General features: G+C 42.4%; 13 protein-coding genes and 1 tRNA gene. 10 read left to right on the top strand and 4 right to left on the bottom strand.

Features of this window, described 5'->3' with window-relative positions:
• The first annotated feature begins 270 nt into the window (after positions 1-270).
• From GM612_RS08640 to GM612_RS08610, 7 genes are all read left to right on the top strand, one after another.
• Positions 271-1,029 (top strand): IclR family transcriptional regulator, encoded by a 759-nt coding sequence (locus tag GM612_RS08640; protein ID WP_155431978.1) that lies wholly within the window; start codon positions 271-273, stop codon positions 1,027-1,029.
• A 244-nt stretch (positions 1,030-1,273) separates the two neighbouring features.
• On the top strand, positions 1,274-2,089 hold the full coding sequence (gene kduD, locus GM612_RS08635) for a 2-dehydro-3-deoxy-D-gluconate 5-dehydrogenase KduD (RefSeq protein ID WP_155431977.1): 816 nt from the start codon (positions 1,274-1,276) through the stop codon (positions 2,087-2,089).
• Positions 2,090-2,218: 129 nt separating this feature from the next.
• On the top strand, positions 2,219-3,184 hold the full coding sequence (locus GM612_RS08630; RefSeq protein WP_155431976.1) for a sugar kinase: 966 nt from the start codon (positions 2,219-2,221) through the stop codon (positions 3,182-3,184).
• A gap of 7 nt (positions 3,185-3,191) precedes the next feature.
• Complete coding sequence (locus GM612_RS08625; protein ID WP_155431975.1) at positions 3,192-3,845, top strand: bifunctional 2-keto-4-hydroxyglutarate aldolase/2-keto-3-deoxy-6-phosphogluconate aldolase; 654 nt, start codon at positions 3,192-3,194, stop codon at positions 3,843-3,845.
• A gap of 36 nt (positions 3,846-3,881) precedes the next feature.
• The gene (locus GM612_RS08620) at positions 3,882-5,270 is read left to right on the top strand and encodes a PTS galactitol transporter subunit IIC (RefSeq protein ID WP_155431974.1); all 1,389 of its coding nucleotides are present in this window, start codon (positions 3,882-3,884) and stop codon (positions 5,268-5,270) included.
• A gap of 1,491 nt (positions 5,271-6,761) precedes the next feature.
• On the top strand, positions 6,762-7,694 hold the full coding sequence (locus GM612_RS08615; protein ID WP_155431973.1) for an ABC transporter ATP-binding protein: 933 nt from the start codon (positions 6,762-6,764) through the stop codon (positions 7,692-7,694).
• Positions 7,695-7,708: 14 nt separating this feature from the next.
• Entirely contained in the window at positions 7,709-8,485 is a 777-nt protein-coding gene (locus GM612_RS08610) for an ABC transporter permease (protein ID WP_155431972.1), read from the top strand.
• Between the two features lie 103 nt (positions 8,486-8,588).
• Here GM612_RS08610 and GM612_RS08605 read toward each other — a convergent pair whose 3' ends face one another.
• Positions 8,589-10,727: a YhgE/Pip domain-containing protein gene (locus tag GM612_RS08605; protein WP_155431971.1), complete on the bottom strand. Its 2,139-nt coding sequence runs from the start codon at positions 10,725-10,727 to the stop codon at positions 8,589-8,591.
• 112 nt (positions 10,728-10,839) lie between these two features.
• On the bottom strand, positions 10,840-11,514 hold the full coding sequence (locus GM612_RS08600; RefSeq protein ID WP_155431970.1) for a D-alanyl-D-alanine carboxypeptidase: 675 nt from the start codon (positions 11,512-11,514) through the stop codon (positions 10,840-10,842).
• A 554-nt stretch (positions 11,515-12,068) separates the two neighbouring features.
• Here GM612_RS08600 and GM612_RS08595 point away from each other — a divergent pair.
• Both GM612_RS08595 and GM612_RS12485 read left to right on the top strand, forming a co-directional pair.
• Positions 12,069-14,234 (top strand): YhgE/Pip domain-containing protein, encoded by a 2,166-nt coding sequence (locus GM612_RS08595; protein WP_155431969.1) that lies wholly within the window; start codon positions 12,069-12,071, stop codon positions 14,232-14,234.
• 476 nt (positions 14,235-14,710) lie between these two features.
• Entirely contained in the window at positions 14,711-14,818 is a 108-nt protein-coding gene (locus GM612_RS12485; protein WP_343031859.1) for a putative holin-like toxin, read from the top strand.
• A 413-nt stretch (positions 14,819-15,231) separates the two neighbouring features.
• On the opposite strand, the gene GM612_RS08585 is transcribed toward GM612_RS12485, so the two are convergent.
• Together GM612_RS08585 and GM612_RS08580 are read right to left on the bottom strand one after the other, a co-directional pair.
• Positions 15,232-15,306, bottom strand: a tRNA-His gene (locus tag GM612_RS08585).
• Between the two features lie 57 nt (positions 15,307-15,363).
• Entirely contained in the window at positions 15,364-15,633 is a 270-nt protein-coding gene (locus GM612_RS08580; RefSeq protein WP_155431968.1) for a hypothetical protein, read from the bottom strand.
• Positions 15,634-15,867: 234 nt separating this feature from the next.
• Between GM612_RS08580 and GM612_RS08575 the strand changes: the two genes are divergently transcribed.
• On the top strand, positions 15,868-16,044 hold the full coding sequence (locus GM612_RS08575; RefSeq protein WP_155431967.1) for a hypothetical protein: 177 nt from the start codon (positions 15,868-15,870) through the stop codon (positions 16,042-16,044).
• Positions 16,045-16,313 lie beyond the last annotated feature (269 nt).

Raw genomic sequence — 16,313 nt, 5'->3', positions numbered from 1 at the left:
ACGTGCCCACTCCGCTGCATTCACAGAGTGGTTAAGACGGTTACCAAACCGTTTCACGCTATCGCGAACTGATTTCGGAACAGCAAAGCGGAAATAATTGATATTTGTTTTAGTAGTTTTTCGTGTTAATAAATTTTACAGGTAAAAGCTGAACTTAGCTAGTTAGATTCAGGTTTAAAAGACTGTACGTAAAAATCTTTTAATTTTGCATCACATGCGATATTATTACGATATAGAGTTTCTCATATGGAAATGTTAGGAGCGTATATAATGTCAGAATTACGTTTATATGGTTCATCATTGATTAAAGCTAAGCATATTTTAGACTTCTTATTAACGGCAAAAGAAGCGCCGGAACTTAAGGAAATTAGTGCTGGAACTAAGATTGGTAAATCGACAGCTTTAAAGATTTTAAATACTATGGACGTTTTAGGATTAGTGAGGAAAGTTGGAGAAGAAAAGAAATATTATTTAGGCATTGATTTCATTGCGTATGCGGATAAAGCAGCAAGTGATTTCGATTTGTTACAGTATGCAAGACCTGTTCTTACCCACCTACGTGATATCACCGACGAGACAATTAATCTTGGAGTTGTTTCTGGTAATTCAGTGGTTTTACTTGATAAAATTGAGAGTCAACATCGGAGTATCAGTTTAAAATCAAAAATTGGAGGTAGAATGAATCTTTATTCATCTTCAATGGGAAAGGCTATACTAGCAGCATGGCCAGTCGAAAAACTGGGAAAGTATATTCAGGAAACGGAATTATTAAAGATCGCCCCAAATACAATCACTTCATCAGATGCTTTATTCACTGAAGTTCAGAAAGTTAAAGAGATGGGTTATTCAACTGATAACGAAGAAAATGAAGCTGATGTTTATTGTTTAGGTTTCTCATTGACCAAAAATCATCAATTACTCGGAGCTTTTAGTATTACTGCTCCAAAATATCGAATGACAAAGAATAATCAAGAAAAATATTTAAAGCTTGCAAAGCAAGCACAGCATGAGATTGAGGAAGCGTTTTAATTACTAATTTACCGGCAAGTGTAAAATTACACTTGCTTTTTTTTTTTGCTAGCTTTATATTAATATTGTCAAAAAGGAAATGATATTTCTCATATGGAAATACAGTATTACTTTTTAAATACATCCTTTAAGACTACAAACGTCCGCTACTTAAGCAGTATGCGGAAAAATTACAACAACAGGGCCTGTTGAAAAGCTTCAAGTAATTAATCAAATAAATTTAGAAAATAAGGAGCTATTAAAAATGGCACAATCATCAGAAGAAATCAAGCACAACGCTGAATCACTTAATAAATTCAAAATGGACTGGTACAGTTTGAAAGGTAAAGTTGCCATTATCACTGGTGGGAATACTGGGCTAGGTCAAGGATATTCAGTAGCGATGGCTGAAGCAGGAGCTGATATTTTCATTCCAACTTTTGGTCAAGAGGGTTGGGATACAACGCGCGACTTGATTGAGTCTCGTGGACGTAGGGTTGAATTCATGGATGTCGATTTAACAAAAGAAGGAGTTGCTAACGAGGTAGTCTCAAAGGCTTTGGATTTATTTGGTCATATTGATATCTTGGTAAATAATGCTGGAATGATTAAACGAAACCCGTTACTTGATTCAAAAGATTCAGATTGGGACAAAGTTATTGCAATTAATTTATCCGCTGTTTATCACATGTCATTAGCGGCTTCTAAAGAATTTGCAAAACAAAAATCAGGCAAAATCATTAACATTGGATCAATGCTGTCATTCCAAGGTGGTAAGTTTATTCCTTCTTATACAGCAGCTAAGCATGGAGTTGCCGGTTTAACAAAAGCTTTTGCTAGCGAAATGGCTGCTTTCAATGTTCAAGTTAATGCCATTGCACCTGGATACATTAAGACTGCAAATACAGCTCCAATTCGTGCTGATAAATCTCGTAATGATGAAATATTAGGCAGAATTGCTGCAGGGCACTGGGGTGAACCTTATGAGTTAATGGGTATTTCCGTATATTTAGCAGGTAATGCTTCAAACTACGTAAACGGTGCAGTAATACCTGTTGATGGCGGCTATTTAGTAAGATAGTGAATTAAAAATTCAATTATGCGTGGACCTATTAAGAATATTGTGTGCTATATATGAGGACTTCTTCTAGTGTGAATGTTCATATAGTGGAACTTTATGTAGAAATTAAAAGGGAGGGGGCTGTAATTAATGAGTGAATTTTTAACTATTGGTGAACCGATGACGGTTTTTGCATCAGAGGAAGCGGACAGATCTTTGATAGATGCAAAAGAATTTAAGAAGTTTGCTGCTGGAGCCGAATTAAATGTGGCAATTGGTGTCAGCCGTCTGGGGCATTCCTCAGAATATGTATCTGCTGTTGGAGATGACCCCTTTGGAAATTTTCTAATAGAATCCATGCAGGAAGCCAATGTCGGAATAAAGTATGTCAAAAAGGTTTCAGAATATTGGACAGGTTTCTATTTAAAACAACGAGTGAGCAAAGGTGATCCGGCAACTTATTACTTTAGGAAGAATTCTGCAGCAGCTAATTATAAAATTGAAGATTTAGCTGAAATTAATCTTGATGATGTTAAAATTTCTCATATTTCAGGTATTTTTGCCGCCATCTCCGATAACGATTTACTAGTTCTAAAAAAGCTTGGCCAGCAACTTCAATCCGAAAATAAACTAATTACTTTTGATCCCAATCTTCGGCCAGCACTCTGGGAGTCTCAAGCACGTATGGTTGAAGTTACAAATGAACTTGCCAAAATGGCGTCTATTGTTGTTCCAGGTGTAAAAGAAGGAAAAATTCTCGTTGGTTCAAGTGATCCAGAAACAATTGCTAATTTTTACTTACGGCAAAGTGATTATACCCAGGCTGTCGTTGTAAAGATTGGCCCAAAAGGGGCTTATATCAAACAAAGGAATAAGTCAAGTCATGTTATAAACGGATACAGAGCTGATAAGGTTGTAGATACTGTTGGAGCCGGTGATGGGTTTGCCGTTGGACTAATTACCGCGTTATTAGAAGGACAGACACTCGATGATGCGGTTAAGCGTGGTTGTGCAATAGGTGCTTTAGCGGTCATGAGTCCTGGTGATAATGATGGTTACCCTACACCCGCGGAGTTAAATGATTTTATGAATCAAAACGTCTTATATGAAGGGTGACAAGAATATGAAAAGAGCTGAATTGCTTAAAAAATTTATTCAGACTGGTGTCGTTGCGGTAGTAAGAGCAGAGTCAGCTGAAGAAGCAGTTAAAGTTGCAGATGCCGTTATCGAGGGGGGTATAACTGGTATTGAACTAACCTATAGCGTGCCCCACGCAGATATGGTTATTGCTAAACTGGTTGAAAAATATACAGGAAGTAACATTGTCGTAGGAGCGGGTACGGTTTTAGATGAGACATCTGCAAGGTTAGCGATCATTGCTGGGGCACAATTCATTGTCAGCCCAACTTTTGACAAAGATGTAGCTTTACTTTGCAATTTGTATCAAGTACCTTACGTCCCAGGCACGTACACACCTACAGAAGCGCAAACTGCACTTAAATATGGTTCAGAAGTTGTAAAGATGTTTCCTGGGGCTTTGGCTGGTTCGGTTGCTATTTCGGAATATAAAGGTCCCTTCCCTTATTTAAATGTAATGCCATCAGGTGGCGTTAATACTGACAATATGGCTGAATGGTTTGATGCAGGGGCTGTTGTTGTTGGTGCAGGTGGTGGTTTGACAAAACCTGCAAAACACGGAGATTATGATGGGGTCAAAAAAAACGCCAAAGCATACATCAATGAATATAACCATATTCAAAATAAGATGCATGGCTAGACAATGATTATTTAAAATTAATAGGAGGAAAATCTCATGGCGGTTATCAATTATATTATGTCCCTAGGGGCTAGTGTCATGATGCCAATTATTTTCTTGATTTTCGGTCTCTTGTTGGGGATGGGGTTAGGGAAATCGTTAAAATCTGGTTTATCAGTTGGGGTAGGTTTTGTTGGACTAAGTGTTATAACTCAGTTATTAGCAGATAACTTAGGGCCTGCAGTTAATTCAATGGTTAAGATTTACCATTTACATTTACACACTTTAGATATTGGCTGGCCAGCTGCTTCAACGGTGGCCTTTGGTACTGAAGTTGGTGCTATTATTATTCCTTTAGGCTTAGCTGTAAATGTAATTATGTTGCTGACTAAAACAACAAAGACACTTAACATTGACTTGTGGAACTATTGGCATTTTGCTTTTATTGGCTCAATTGTTTCGATTGCAACTAAGAGCTTTTGGTGGGGTGGCTTTGCAGCTATCATAACGTTTGTTATAACATTGGTTGGAGCAGATCGTTCTCAGAAAATGGTCGAAAAATTTTATGGTAAAGATCTTGCTGGCATTTCAATTCCACAAGCTTTCTGTGTAACTTTTATTCCATTTGCTTGGGCAATTAACTGGATAATTGAAAGAATTCCTGGTCTTAATAAAGTTGATCTTGATGCTGAAAAATTACAAAAGAAATTTGGAATTTTAGGTGATCCAATTTTTCTGGGCGTGATTATTGGTATATTGTTAGGTGCCCTTGCTCATTATCCGGTTGCTAAGACGCTTCAATTAAGTATTATATTGAGTGCCGTGATGGTTTTGATTCCAAGAATTACAAGTCTCTTTATCGAGGGTTTAAAACCAATTTCCAATCGGTCTCAAGAATTAATCAGTCGCCGTTTCAAAGGTCGTACGTTTAACATTGGGATGACTCCTGCTTTAGTAATTGGGCATCCGGTGACATTGGTATGTTCATTACTTCTTGTTCCCACAATTTTATTCCTGTCTGTTATCATCCCAGGCAATGAATTTCTTCCATTAGCTAGTCTTTCAGGTTTAATTTACATTTTTCCACTGGTTTTACCATATACAAAAGGGAATGTACTAAGAACATTCATTGTAGGACTTGTAACTATGATTTTAGGAGTGCTTTCAGCAACTTCGCTAGCCGGTATCTTTACATCTGCGGTCAAAATTGTACAAGGCTCATTGATTCCCGCCGGGACTTCTTCTGTCGCCAGCATCGATTTTGCAGCTAGCCCATTAGCTTGGATTGTCTATGAAGGTACCGTTCATGCTAATATTATTGGACCAGTCTTAATAGCATTAGTAGCATTAGCATTAATGATGTATAACCGTAAGAAAATCATTAAAGAAGAGAATGCCACAGAAGAAACTATTGAAGGAACGGTAAGCCAGGGTGAAGCGGAATAAATTTTTTTGAAAAAGAAAGATCCAACACTTTGTTTGGAAGTTGGGTCTTTTTTCTGTATTTTGAAGATGGTGCATGTGGGGAAGATATTTTTAAGAATTTAATATTGCTACGATATTTGTGTTGATAGCAATTTGACAACGACTAATATACTACGAGTGGGGTATTCCAGTGAACATCAATGACTAGAGAACTTAAAAAATCGCTTACGATTACTAACCTAGCTGAAATTAACTGTGCTTTCTTTAAGAGAGCACAGATTAGACCCGCAAATGAATTTACCAAAATCTAAATGTTCCTTTAAGTAAATATTAACTTTCAACGCTAAGCAAATATAATCATTTACTTTTACGGTTTTTCCGAATCACCGAAATAAATTCAAGCAGAGCAAAGAATACTGCGCATCCAATCATGTTATTCACGAACAATTTACCGTATACCACTAGGTAAAGATGCCCGCTCACTGCGCAATCATAGATAGCTTTTATGCAAATTAAAACGATAGCCAAGATAAACATCATTGCGAGATCGAATAATAGCTCTTTGAAGTATATTTTCAACATCGTAAACTTTCCTTCCTAATAGGCTTGAAACAAATATCGTAGCGACATTCTTCCAAAAGGACGATGACAAGCTAAGATTAAATGTTTTTGTTTTGGCAGATTTTCTTAGGTTATTTTAGCATGTGCTAGCGTTGCATTGTTATTTAATTCGACAAGAAGTGCAGCCTACAAAATAATGAAGATGGGTACTTTAGAATGGAATCCATAAACATATTCAACTTTTAAATTGTCTAATTGTGTTGGTACCCTTGGCATGTTAATTATATAAAAAATAGATTGTCAAAAATCCCTGATAGACGTTTGATTGCGCAGCTGCTGGATACAAAGGGCTTTTGAATAAGGGCTTTCAGAAGGTTGATTATTTTTCGCTCCCTGCCTATGAGCCCGTAAGATCGACTGAACGGTCTTATCCGCATCAAACTAATAAGACCAAAAGAAAACACCGCAACCAATGGCTGCGGTGTTTTCTCGTTGACACGCCAGTTAGGGGACTGCGCGTGCCAACCGCTTGTCTTCGTATTTGGGAGAATAGGAAGAATAGTTTAGGAAAGTACCAAGCATTTGGGATACCTGATACAATTGGGTTGATGCCGCCGGGAAAGCGACATCCTGCTCTCTAGGGAGGAGAAAGCATATATTAGTCTATTTGGGGAAATAGAAATATTGTACGTTTGGTACAATGCTTAATATACAAGCGGGAACTTAAATGGAGCTTAAAATTACTTAAATGATTTAATTTTTTGGCGTGTTGGTGGAAAATACACTTAGGATTTTGTTACGATAGCTGATTTAACGGGCATCAGCCGCTTTTTTGAGTAAAATAGACTTATTGGCTTTTTAAGTTACAGATGGTATTGCTTCAAGAGGGTTGCCTAGCCCCCTAGCATTATGATTAAATATCTATGAATGATAATTTTGATGGAGGTTTACATGAGCAGTATATTATCCGTGCAAAATTTAAATAAAAGTTTCGGCAACAAGCACGTTTTGCATGATGTCTCGTTCGATATCGAAAAGGGACACATCGTGGGCTTAGTCGGTCCCAACGGTGCCGGCAAGTCCACCATTATGAAAACGATGCTTGGGCTGTTTAACTTTCAGTCGGGAACGATTAAGGTCGATGGTCAAACGGTGACGCCGATGAAGCATGAGGCGTTGTCAAAAGTTGGTGCGCTCGTTGAGCATCCCGGGATCTACCCCTTTTTGACTGGTTGGGATCACCTGCAGCTTTTTGCGGACGGTGACCACCAATTGATTCATATTCAAAAGATCATTTCACAGCTGAATATGGATAGCTACATTAAACGAAAGACCAAGGGCTATTCACTGGGCATGAAGCAGAAGCTGGGCATCGCTTTGGCACTTGTGAATTTCCCTGAACTGGTTATTCTTGATGAGCCAATGAATGGGCTGGATCCAGAGTCGATCAAAGACCTTCGTGACCTCATCATTTCCGAGACTCAGCAGGGAGCCACCTTCCTGATCTCGTCGCATATCCTAAGCGAACTCCAGCGGTTGGCGCAGGACTTGCTGATCATCGACCAGGGGCGGATCGTGGAGACCACGACGATGCATGATTTGCTGGCATCGCAGGGCAAGCAGACAATCATGCTGATGACTAATGACGACAAGCGGGCGCGCGACGTCCTGAAAAAAGCTCGGTTTAAAATGACGGCTGATCCACGGATCGAAGTGGTCGCCACCGACGACAGCACGATGCCACGGGTTTTGAAGACTTTAGTTCAGGCCAACATTGATATTTTAGATGTCAGTCGCTTGGAAGGCAACCTGGAAAGTTCGTTACTAGAAGTCTTAAAGCAAAATCGCATTCAGCAAAAATTAGCCATGGAACGGGCAGAATAGGAGGTGCTTATTCAGTGTGGACTTTAGTGAAACAAGAACTATTCAAGTTAACGCGTAAAACGAGTACCTGGGTCAGCAGTTTCATTCTGATTGGGATTCAATTTCTGTTTGCAATTTTATCACGAATCTACCCAACGACCTTTATCCCGGCTAACATGTTTGAATCACTGTACTTTGCCAGGCCGTTTATTACCTTCTACATGATTGCGGCTACGGCGACGATCATCACCATGGAATTCCAGTATGGCACAATGAAACAAGTGCTTTACCGGCGCTACAGCCGCGGGCAGATCCTCGTCAGCAAGTGGCTGGCCATTCTGGTGTACAGCCTTTACTGGTACGTGATCAGTACTGGTGTCACGCTGCTGTTGAGAGCGCTGCTGTTCCGTCATTCACTGAGTATTCATCAAAACGCCGGTTATGGCGATACGGTCTTTACGCGCGGACTGGCGATTTCAGCGGCAAGCTTTGTCGCTCTGTGGATCATCTTGAGCCTGGTATTTCTGCTGGCGAACGTTTTTAGCAATTCTGTGGCGGCCGTTTCGGTTGGGATCATTGGCTACTTTGGGACGTTTATCGTCACCCAGTTGCTGACGATGCTGATTCAAAAATGGGACTGGGCAAAGTGGAATCCACTGACAATGATGCTGTATCCCAGCATGATGGCGCGCCCTGGTTATTATCAGACTTTATTGAACATGCAATCGTGGCAAATGCTGCTTGGCAGCGTCGTCTACATCGCGATATTTCTATCACTTGGCTACAACGTCTTTTGCCGGCGGAACATGTAAAATCTGGAAAAGTGTGCGCAAAAGCTCGTTTAGACTTCAAAAGGAGATTCCCGGCACGGAAATCTCCTTTTTTGTGGCTATTTTCTTTAATTCTCAAGGCCCGTTAAAGCTTTGACCGCGCAACATCCGATTCCATTTGATAAATGATTTTTTCAAATACCCGGCGAAGCGGCATGATTGCCGTGAAGAACAGGATAAAGAAGAAGAGGAACAAGAGATCGTGGCCGATGACTGCCCAGTCAGGCGTAGTCATGACTTCCCGGAACAGTTGCAGGCAATAGGTGAACGGAACGAAGGGTGAGAGGGCCGCCAGATCCTTTGGTACCACTTCCAGCGGATACATCCCACCAGTCCCGAACAACTGGATCAGCATCAATAAGACGATGACCACCTTCCCAGCATTGCCCAGCATGAAGACTAGGTTAAACATAATGATTGCAAACGTGAACGAAATCGCATAAAAGGCCAGCAGGAACAAGAACCAGTGGACTGGCCGCACGCCGAGTAGCATGACGCCCATCCACGCAAAGGTCGCTTGAAAGAAGCTCATGGTGAGATAGAGCGTGAGTTTGCCAAAATAGGACTCCAGATGATTCGGCCGGTGCAGACCATTCTTATCGTCTGGCAAAATGTATTCCCAGGCTAGAATCGTCGACATCAGTAACATCCCGATCCAAAGCGCCAGCGTGACGTAAAACGGCGTTACTTCCCAGCCAAAGGTCTTCATCGGGTAAAGTTCTTTAGTTTGCAGCTTGATGGGTGCGGATAAAATCGAGGACAAGCTTGGATCGGTACCCAGCAGTTTAATCAGTTTATCCAAGTTCTTGCCATTGATCACGCTCATTTGACCATCTAACGTCTTTAAAGTCTGTTTGATTTTGCCTAAACGAGAACTGATATCGCTGTTTTGCGAAGCGGTGATTGTTCCTGCATTGGCCACGGCTTTAAGCTCTGGCAGTACCGACTTCATAGACTGAACGACGGAGCTGTTACCATTGAGGTTGTCATTGAGCGTGTTGTTCAGGCTATCCAATGCCGGACTGGTCGTGGCGTTAAAGTTCGTGTATGCCGTATCCAGACTAGTATTTAGCGTGTTGGCAGCGGCTTGCAGTTGCTTGATCAGTGAACGCTGATTAGCAGTGCTGCCGGTGACCTTTAACCTTTTAACGAGGGCCTTTTGGTGGTTGACGTTCTTTTTGGCGGTCGAGACTGACCGGATCAGCGCTGACGTACGGTTATTAGGAATCAAATCATTGATGATATCCAGCACACGAAGGGTATCACTCAAGTTGTCATGCAAATCGTTTAGCAGGTCGGTTGCCGTATTAGTTGTGCTATTCAGCGTGGTAGCTGAAACGTTTCCGGAAGGCAGCCCATTCAAGGTGTTTTGTAACCTGGTACCCTGCGTCTGCAGCGTGTTGATTCCGTTAGCGAGGTTGGAGCTCAGCGATTGATTTAATTGCTGCGTGGAGTTATTTAGTGCTTTGGTGTTATTGATCACACCCTGCAAGTCATCGATCTGCGATGAGATTTTGGGAATGTTGGCCTTCACCTGCTGTAGGGCAGCACGGGTCTTCACGTTTGTGCGGTTGACACCAGCCAGTGTTGACTGGGTCTTATTGATCGTGTTGATGGCGTCATCCAGTGACGAGCGAACTTGCAGGATCTCAGGCTTTTTGGTCGCCAGTGTTGCTCCGGCTTTATTGGCTACCTGGAGGATTTCTTTACTACCCGTTTTGATGAAGTTCTGTCGGATCGTATCAGTAAACGTATCCTTCGCTTGGCCGATAATCTTGGTGGCAGCCGGATTCAACTTTTCGTTTGATTTGTAGATAACGGTTGGTTTCAGCGGGTCAGCAGTCGTATACGTTGCCAGTTTGCTGGAAAAGTCATTTGGAATCTCAATCATGGCGTAGTATTTGCCGTTTTCCAGGCCGTTATTAGCAGTCCAATCGCTGGTGATCACCCAGTTGATGGCGTGGTTATGGTGCAGCTGCTTGATAATGCGGTCACCCACATTAAACTGCGTACCCTGGATCGAGCCGCCTTCATCGCTGTTCACGACGGCAATCTTCAGCCGTTTAGTATTCTCCGGTGAATAGGGATTCCAGGACACTTGAATGTTTAAAACGGCGTAGAACATGGGAATCAACGCGAATGCCAACAGGGTGATCCAGATACTGCGGCGGTGAAAAATATTATGAAAATCGTTTTTAATCAGGTTAAAAATGTTATGAAACATGTTGGCCTCCGGTGATGGGATATTACTGTTATTCTACGTGAATTAGCGGTAAAACGAAAGCATCATTCCGGCTCCAATCGAAGTCAAAATGACGCTTGTGCAACCCCTCAGCTTAAGCAGTGGTCGTGAGCTGATTCAAAATATTGCTGATAAAGTTATTGAGATTGGTATTCACCACGTGCAAGGCCTGTGCCAGGTTATTCAAGTTACTGATGCCAGTATTGAAATCGCTTTGGAAGAGGCTGATGATCTGGTTTAACTTGGTGATATCTGAACTGTTGGTCAGCGTACTCTTGAGTTTGTTTAAGTCTGAAATCAAGTCGGAAATGGTAGTGTCACTGTTGACCGTCTTTAACAGTGAAACGATTCGGTCATGCGTCTTAGTCGTCGTAGAATCAATCAGACCGATCAACTCGTTGAATTGCGACAGCTGCTTTTGAAGGCTGATGACTCGAACTAAATGACCGCGCCAGATCCAGCCCTTCACTTTGCCGTTGCCATTTTTCACGTAGTAGTAAACGGCTTTGTTGCCGTTGGCCTTTCGAACGGTGTCGGAATGGTAAGCGTAGAAGGTGGTCCGGGGGTAATTATCAGCGTTATGCGCTTTCTTGGTCAGGTGAGCGCTAGTGTAAAGGTACCCGCTAACGGCGTGATACGGCGTCTTAGAAAGCTTGCGACTGGAAACAATTCTAGCACTGCGAGTTTTAGCGAGGGCGGGGGAACTGATGCTAAATACAGTTAGGAAGCCTGCCAAGACAGCCATCATTAAAATCAAACGTTTCTTCATTCATAAAACTCCTTTGCAAGTTAGTTAATAAATAGGTAAAGATTTGATTATCGGTGTGTTAGGTAAAGTAGTGAAATGCCACGTTTAATGGGGCTGCAGACCGGTTGCAAAACGCGTCATCACAAGCCATTTTAAACGCGCAGCCTATATCAGTCGTGCAGTTGGGTTTAAATAAAGGCTATCAGCACTGCGTGAGCGGGGAAAACGGTAACTTTCCCTAACTTTACAAAATGACAGCTAATACTCCCCTGCACACTCGAAAATGGGGTAAAACAACAAAAACAGTATAACATCAAAAAGCGTGAATTCGTGTCATCTAACGGTAATAATTACTTGAGATGTCAAAAAAATCAACAAATAATCAGCATAAACTCGCGAATCAGGCAACATTTTAGTACAATTAAAACCAAAATGTCAGGTAATTCCAAGTTGCGGGCATGTTCAGTATCGTTTCGTCAAGGCTTGAAATCATGCGGTTACTCACCTAGAATGTTTAACAGTACTAAAGTTGGTCCATTTTGACCACAACTGTATTTGACAAAAGGATGGTTTAAATGGAGAACGTTAAATTAATTTTTCAGCGTGACTTAAAGGCGATGTTTACGTCTCCGCTCGTGGTCGTTATGATGCTTGCGCTTTGTATCCTGCCGAGCCTTTACACGCTGATCAACGTACGGGCAATTTGGAATCCGTACGATACTTCTGAAATTAAAAATATTCCTGTGGCCGTTGTGAACAAGGATACCGGCGCGAGTCTGGCCGGTCAGCAACTAAACGTCGGCGATACGGTGATCAAACAATTGAAGAGCGACCATCAGTTAGATTGGCAGTTTGCCTCGGCTAGTCAGGCCGATGCGCGGGTGAAAACGGGCAAATACTATGCTGAAATTATTATTCCAAAGAATTTTTCCAAATCCCTAGCCAGCATTGCCGGCGATAATCCGCATAAGGCCAAGCTGGTTTACAAGGCCAATAGTCGCGATAGTCCGATGGGTGGCAAAATTACCGAAACGGCTGCCAAGACGCTGGTCAACCAGGTCGAGACAAACTTTCTGGAAACCGTCAACACCACCATTTTCTCAAAGTTAAACGTACTGGGGAATAAGGCCAAGAACAAGCAGGCTCAGATTTTGGAGCTGAAGGACTGGATCATCACCCTCAGTAATTCAATGGATCTGGCAACTGGCGCACTGAGCGAGATCAGTCATACCACAACCAACATGGCGACCGTTTTGACAGCCCTGAAGCCAGTCATGACTGCCTCACAGAACGTGGACGTCTTGCAGTCGTCGAATTCGGCGACGATTTCGTCGCTGCATAGCGTGCAGGGTTCTGTGAATAAAGCTTTCAGTAGTCTGGAAACGAATCTGCACAGTGCTAACGCTGGTGCTAACCGGTTGAATAGCATTGTGAATAATTTAAATCGCTCGGCTTCGTCAACAAATCGCAGTACTGTCAATAATTTACTGAACCGTGCGATCTCTCAGGTCGACTTGTTGAAGGGTCAAATTACGCCACTGCGTTCATTCTTAAAGAGTGTTAACGGTCAGTCGAACTTGGAAACTTTGAGCGGTTTGAATTCAACGCTGGGTGGCGCGGTTTCACTGTTAAATGAAGAAAAGTCGCAGTTGAGATCGTTAAAGTCTACGCTGAACGCAACTGGTAAGTTGACTTCTGCGGATATTGCCAGCGTTGCTAATAACACCCACCGGCTGACTCGGACGATGAATTCATCATTGAGCCAGTACAACGGTTCGGTCAAATCCCACCTGGATGGCATCAGCAATAACTTGGTCTCTGCGGCGTCGAAATCGCAGTCGATCCTGCGCCAGTTAAAGCAGGCCAAGGGCATTAACGAGGATTATCTGAACGGTGCGATCCAGGGTAATCAGCTGATTGCTAGAAGCAGTGCTGACCTGAACGATAAGCTGGGAACTTACCAGGGTGACATTTCTAAAATTGCGAATCAGTTAAAATTGACCAGCGATAGTGACATCGTTAGCATCATTACGGTGCTGCAAAATAATCCTAAAACGATGGGGAACACGCTGGTGAAGCTGTTTAACGTCAAGGATGAGAGTATCTACAGAGTTAGTACATTTGGGGACGCCTTTTTGCCGACTTACCTGACGATCTCCGTGTGGGTCGGGTGCACGATGCTGGTTATGATCTTGCACACGACGGTTCCCCGTGGCAATCGCCGTTTCCGAAACATCAGCATTCACGAGGAATACTTCGGCAAGATGCTGACGTTCGGGACGCTTTCGTTGGTTCAGACCATGGTTATTCTACTCAGCTCGATATTTCTGTTGCGGGTTCAAGTGGAAAGCATGTTCATCCTGTTCTTATTTGGGGTGCTCACGTCCGTGCTGTTCACGACGATCATCTTCACGCTGGCCGCGACCTTTGGCAACCTAGGGAAGGCGGCGGTGATCTTTCTGATTGCGCTGCAGCTGGCTGGATCAGGTGCTCTGTATCCAGTTCAGTTGAACCCAGCGTTTTATCGGTTTGCTTACCGGTTCTTCCCGTTTGCATATAGCGTTGGCGGGTTTCGTGAAGCGGTCGGTGGCCCCAACATGACCACCGTCTTCACGGATGCGTTCATCATGTTCTTTATGATTTTGCTGACGGTTGGTATGGGGTACTTCCTAAAGGCGAAGACCCAAAAGTTTACCAGACGCATCATGTCCGACTTCGGCAAATCAGGAATCGGGCAGTAAGGTTTTAAAATTCAGATCTTGTCTATGTGACGAATATTATGATGTAGGCTATTATATCTGCCATGCGACCTATCCCGTTTTCAATGGATTGTTTTGCAGCAAAGCAGATACTTGAAAGTGCCCAAGTGCCAATGATTAAAACTAGTGACCAATTATGATTGGCTTTCATTCCGTTTCTCTTTCTTTGGTCGGACAGCGAACATGGGACAGTGTGATGTCCTGTTCATGTCTTCTAATATATAAATGGTGTAGAAAAAAGAGTTGGCAGGCAAGTAGCCTATCAACGCTAAATATCGTAGCACCAAAAAACAGCCATAAATGCCGATATATCGGCATTCATGGCTGCTCTATGTTTTGCTTTATGGTATTAATAGTAGCTGTAGAAAAGTTAAAACGGTGGCGACTTTGTTTCTTGGAGGTGGTAACTATGGTGAGGTTTCCGTAGTGCCTATTATTCTGAGGAAAGGAGAAGCCTTGTGTCCATTTCGGACGCAATACAATTAATGTTGGCATTCGGTACGTTCGTTATCGCATTGCTGGGGTTAGTTGTTGAGCTGATAATCAATTTTCGGCAAAAAAAATAATCGTCTGAGCTTTGGAGAGCTGACGGTTATTTTGTAAAGTTAGCGCCACCGTCTTAAACGGTTCTGCATGGGGACGTGTTCGCGCACGTCCTCTTTTCTTTTATTATTATAGCACTAGCATCTGATTTAGGCCAAGGAATATGTTCCCTCGGTGACTCTATTAAAAACGGTGAATTTACAATCTAAGTGCGACACTAATTGAATAAAATAGACCCAAAATGGGTAGAACGTTTAACGACCAAGAAAAACGAGAGAGTACACCATTATCAATTACCATCATCTTACTATATCTGAGCATGAAAGTATTCTAGAACTGAAAGTTAAATAAATTCGTCATAAATAAAGAGCGTCGTAGATTCCAAATCAGGAATCCACGACGCTCTTGACTTATGCTTTGATCCATTTTTTAGTAGGGCGGTATGTGGGACTCGAACCCACGCGTGCCGGAACCACAATCCGGTGTGTTAACCAAACTTCACCAATACCGCCATCACAACATTTAATATAATAACATAGATGAGGCGGCCTTGAAAAGCCAAATTTGATTATTTACTCTTAACGTCATCATTTTTATCATTATCGGCTGCTTGGATCATTTTCAAAGCGCGCTGATATTCGTTCACTGATTCGGAGAACGGATCCCAGAACTGCGGTGTTACCGTACCCATTTTACGAAGTTCGACACCAAGCGCGGTCGGAATCAAATCAACTTCGTCACCTTCGCCTAATTCCAGTGATTTGAGCAGTTCCGCAGGCAGCTTTAGATAAAGTTCACCCTTTTCGTTGCGTTCAATTTTACTCTTTTGGGCGTCCATAGTGCCAACCCCTTCCTGATTGATAATAATTAGCTACATTATACGGCAAAATGCAGTGTCTGGATACTGGTAGTTAGAAATAGTTTGCCAGCCAGTTGGATTTAAATCAAATAGCTGGCATCGCTTTTACCTGAAATATTACAGAAAAAGTGTTACACTACAACAAGCCTGTTAGTGAACGAGTACGATATCGAGTTGTGAAACTTCCTTGAGTTTGCAAAGGGGGCAATGGTCGTGGCGAAGCGCTACGTAATCACTAAGCCTGACGAGCATGTTGTACACCGGACGGATAGCCTTCAGATGGTTACCCAGATTACTAAGCGTCCTAAATGGGTCGTGGAACAGTACGTCAATAGTGACAAGTTGCTTGATGGCTGGAAGATAGTGGATCAAAGTCGAGCAGCAAGTTAAAGGAATAACCGTGGTCGAAAGGCTGCGGTTATTTTTTTGTGGCGGGGAGTTTGGTTAACTGTTTGCTGTGTCTAAAATGGCTTTGCGTGGTAGGCTTAAACCACAAAGAGATTGGCAATCAATCCTGATCGTTAACATCTCAAAAGCAATCATTAATGATCACGCATCAGCAGAACTCAGATAGTCCAAGAACTTTCTAAGACTTTTGTTGAAGGCATCTTACACTATAGTAATGTAATAATCTTGGTCTTAGGCATGTATGGGGCAAC

It is taken from the genome of Secundilactobacillus folii, assembly GCF_009720675.1.
In the GTDB taxonomy this organism is placed as follows: Bacteria; Bacillota; Bacilli; order Lactobacillales; family Lactobacillaceae; genus Secundilactobacillus; species Secundilactobacillus folii.
Note: the sequence above shows the minus strand (reverse complement) of the source record. Positions and strands in the feature narration are given on the sequence as shown.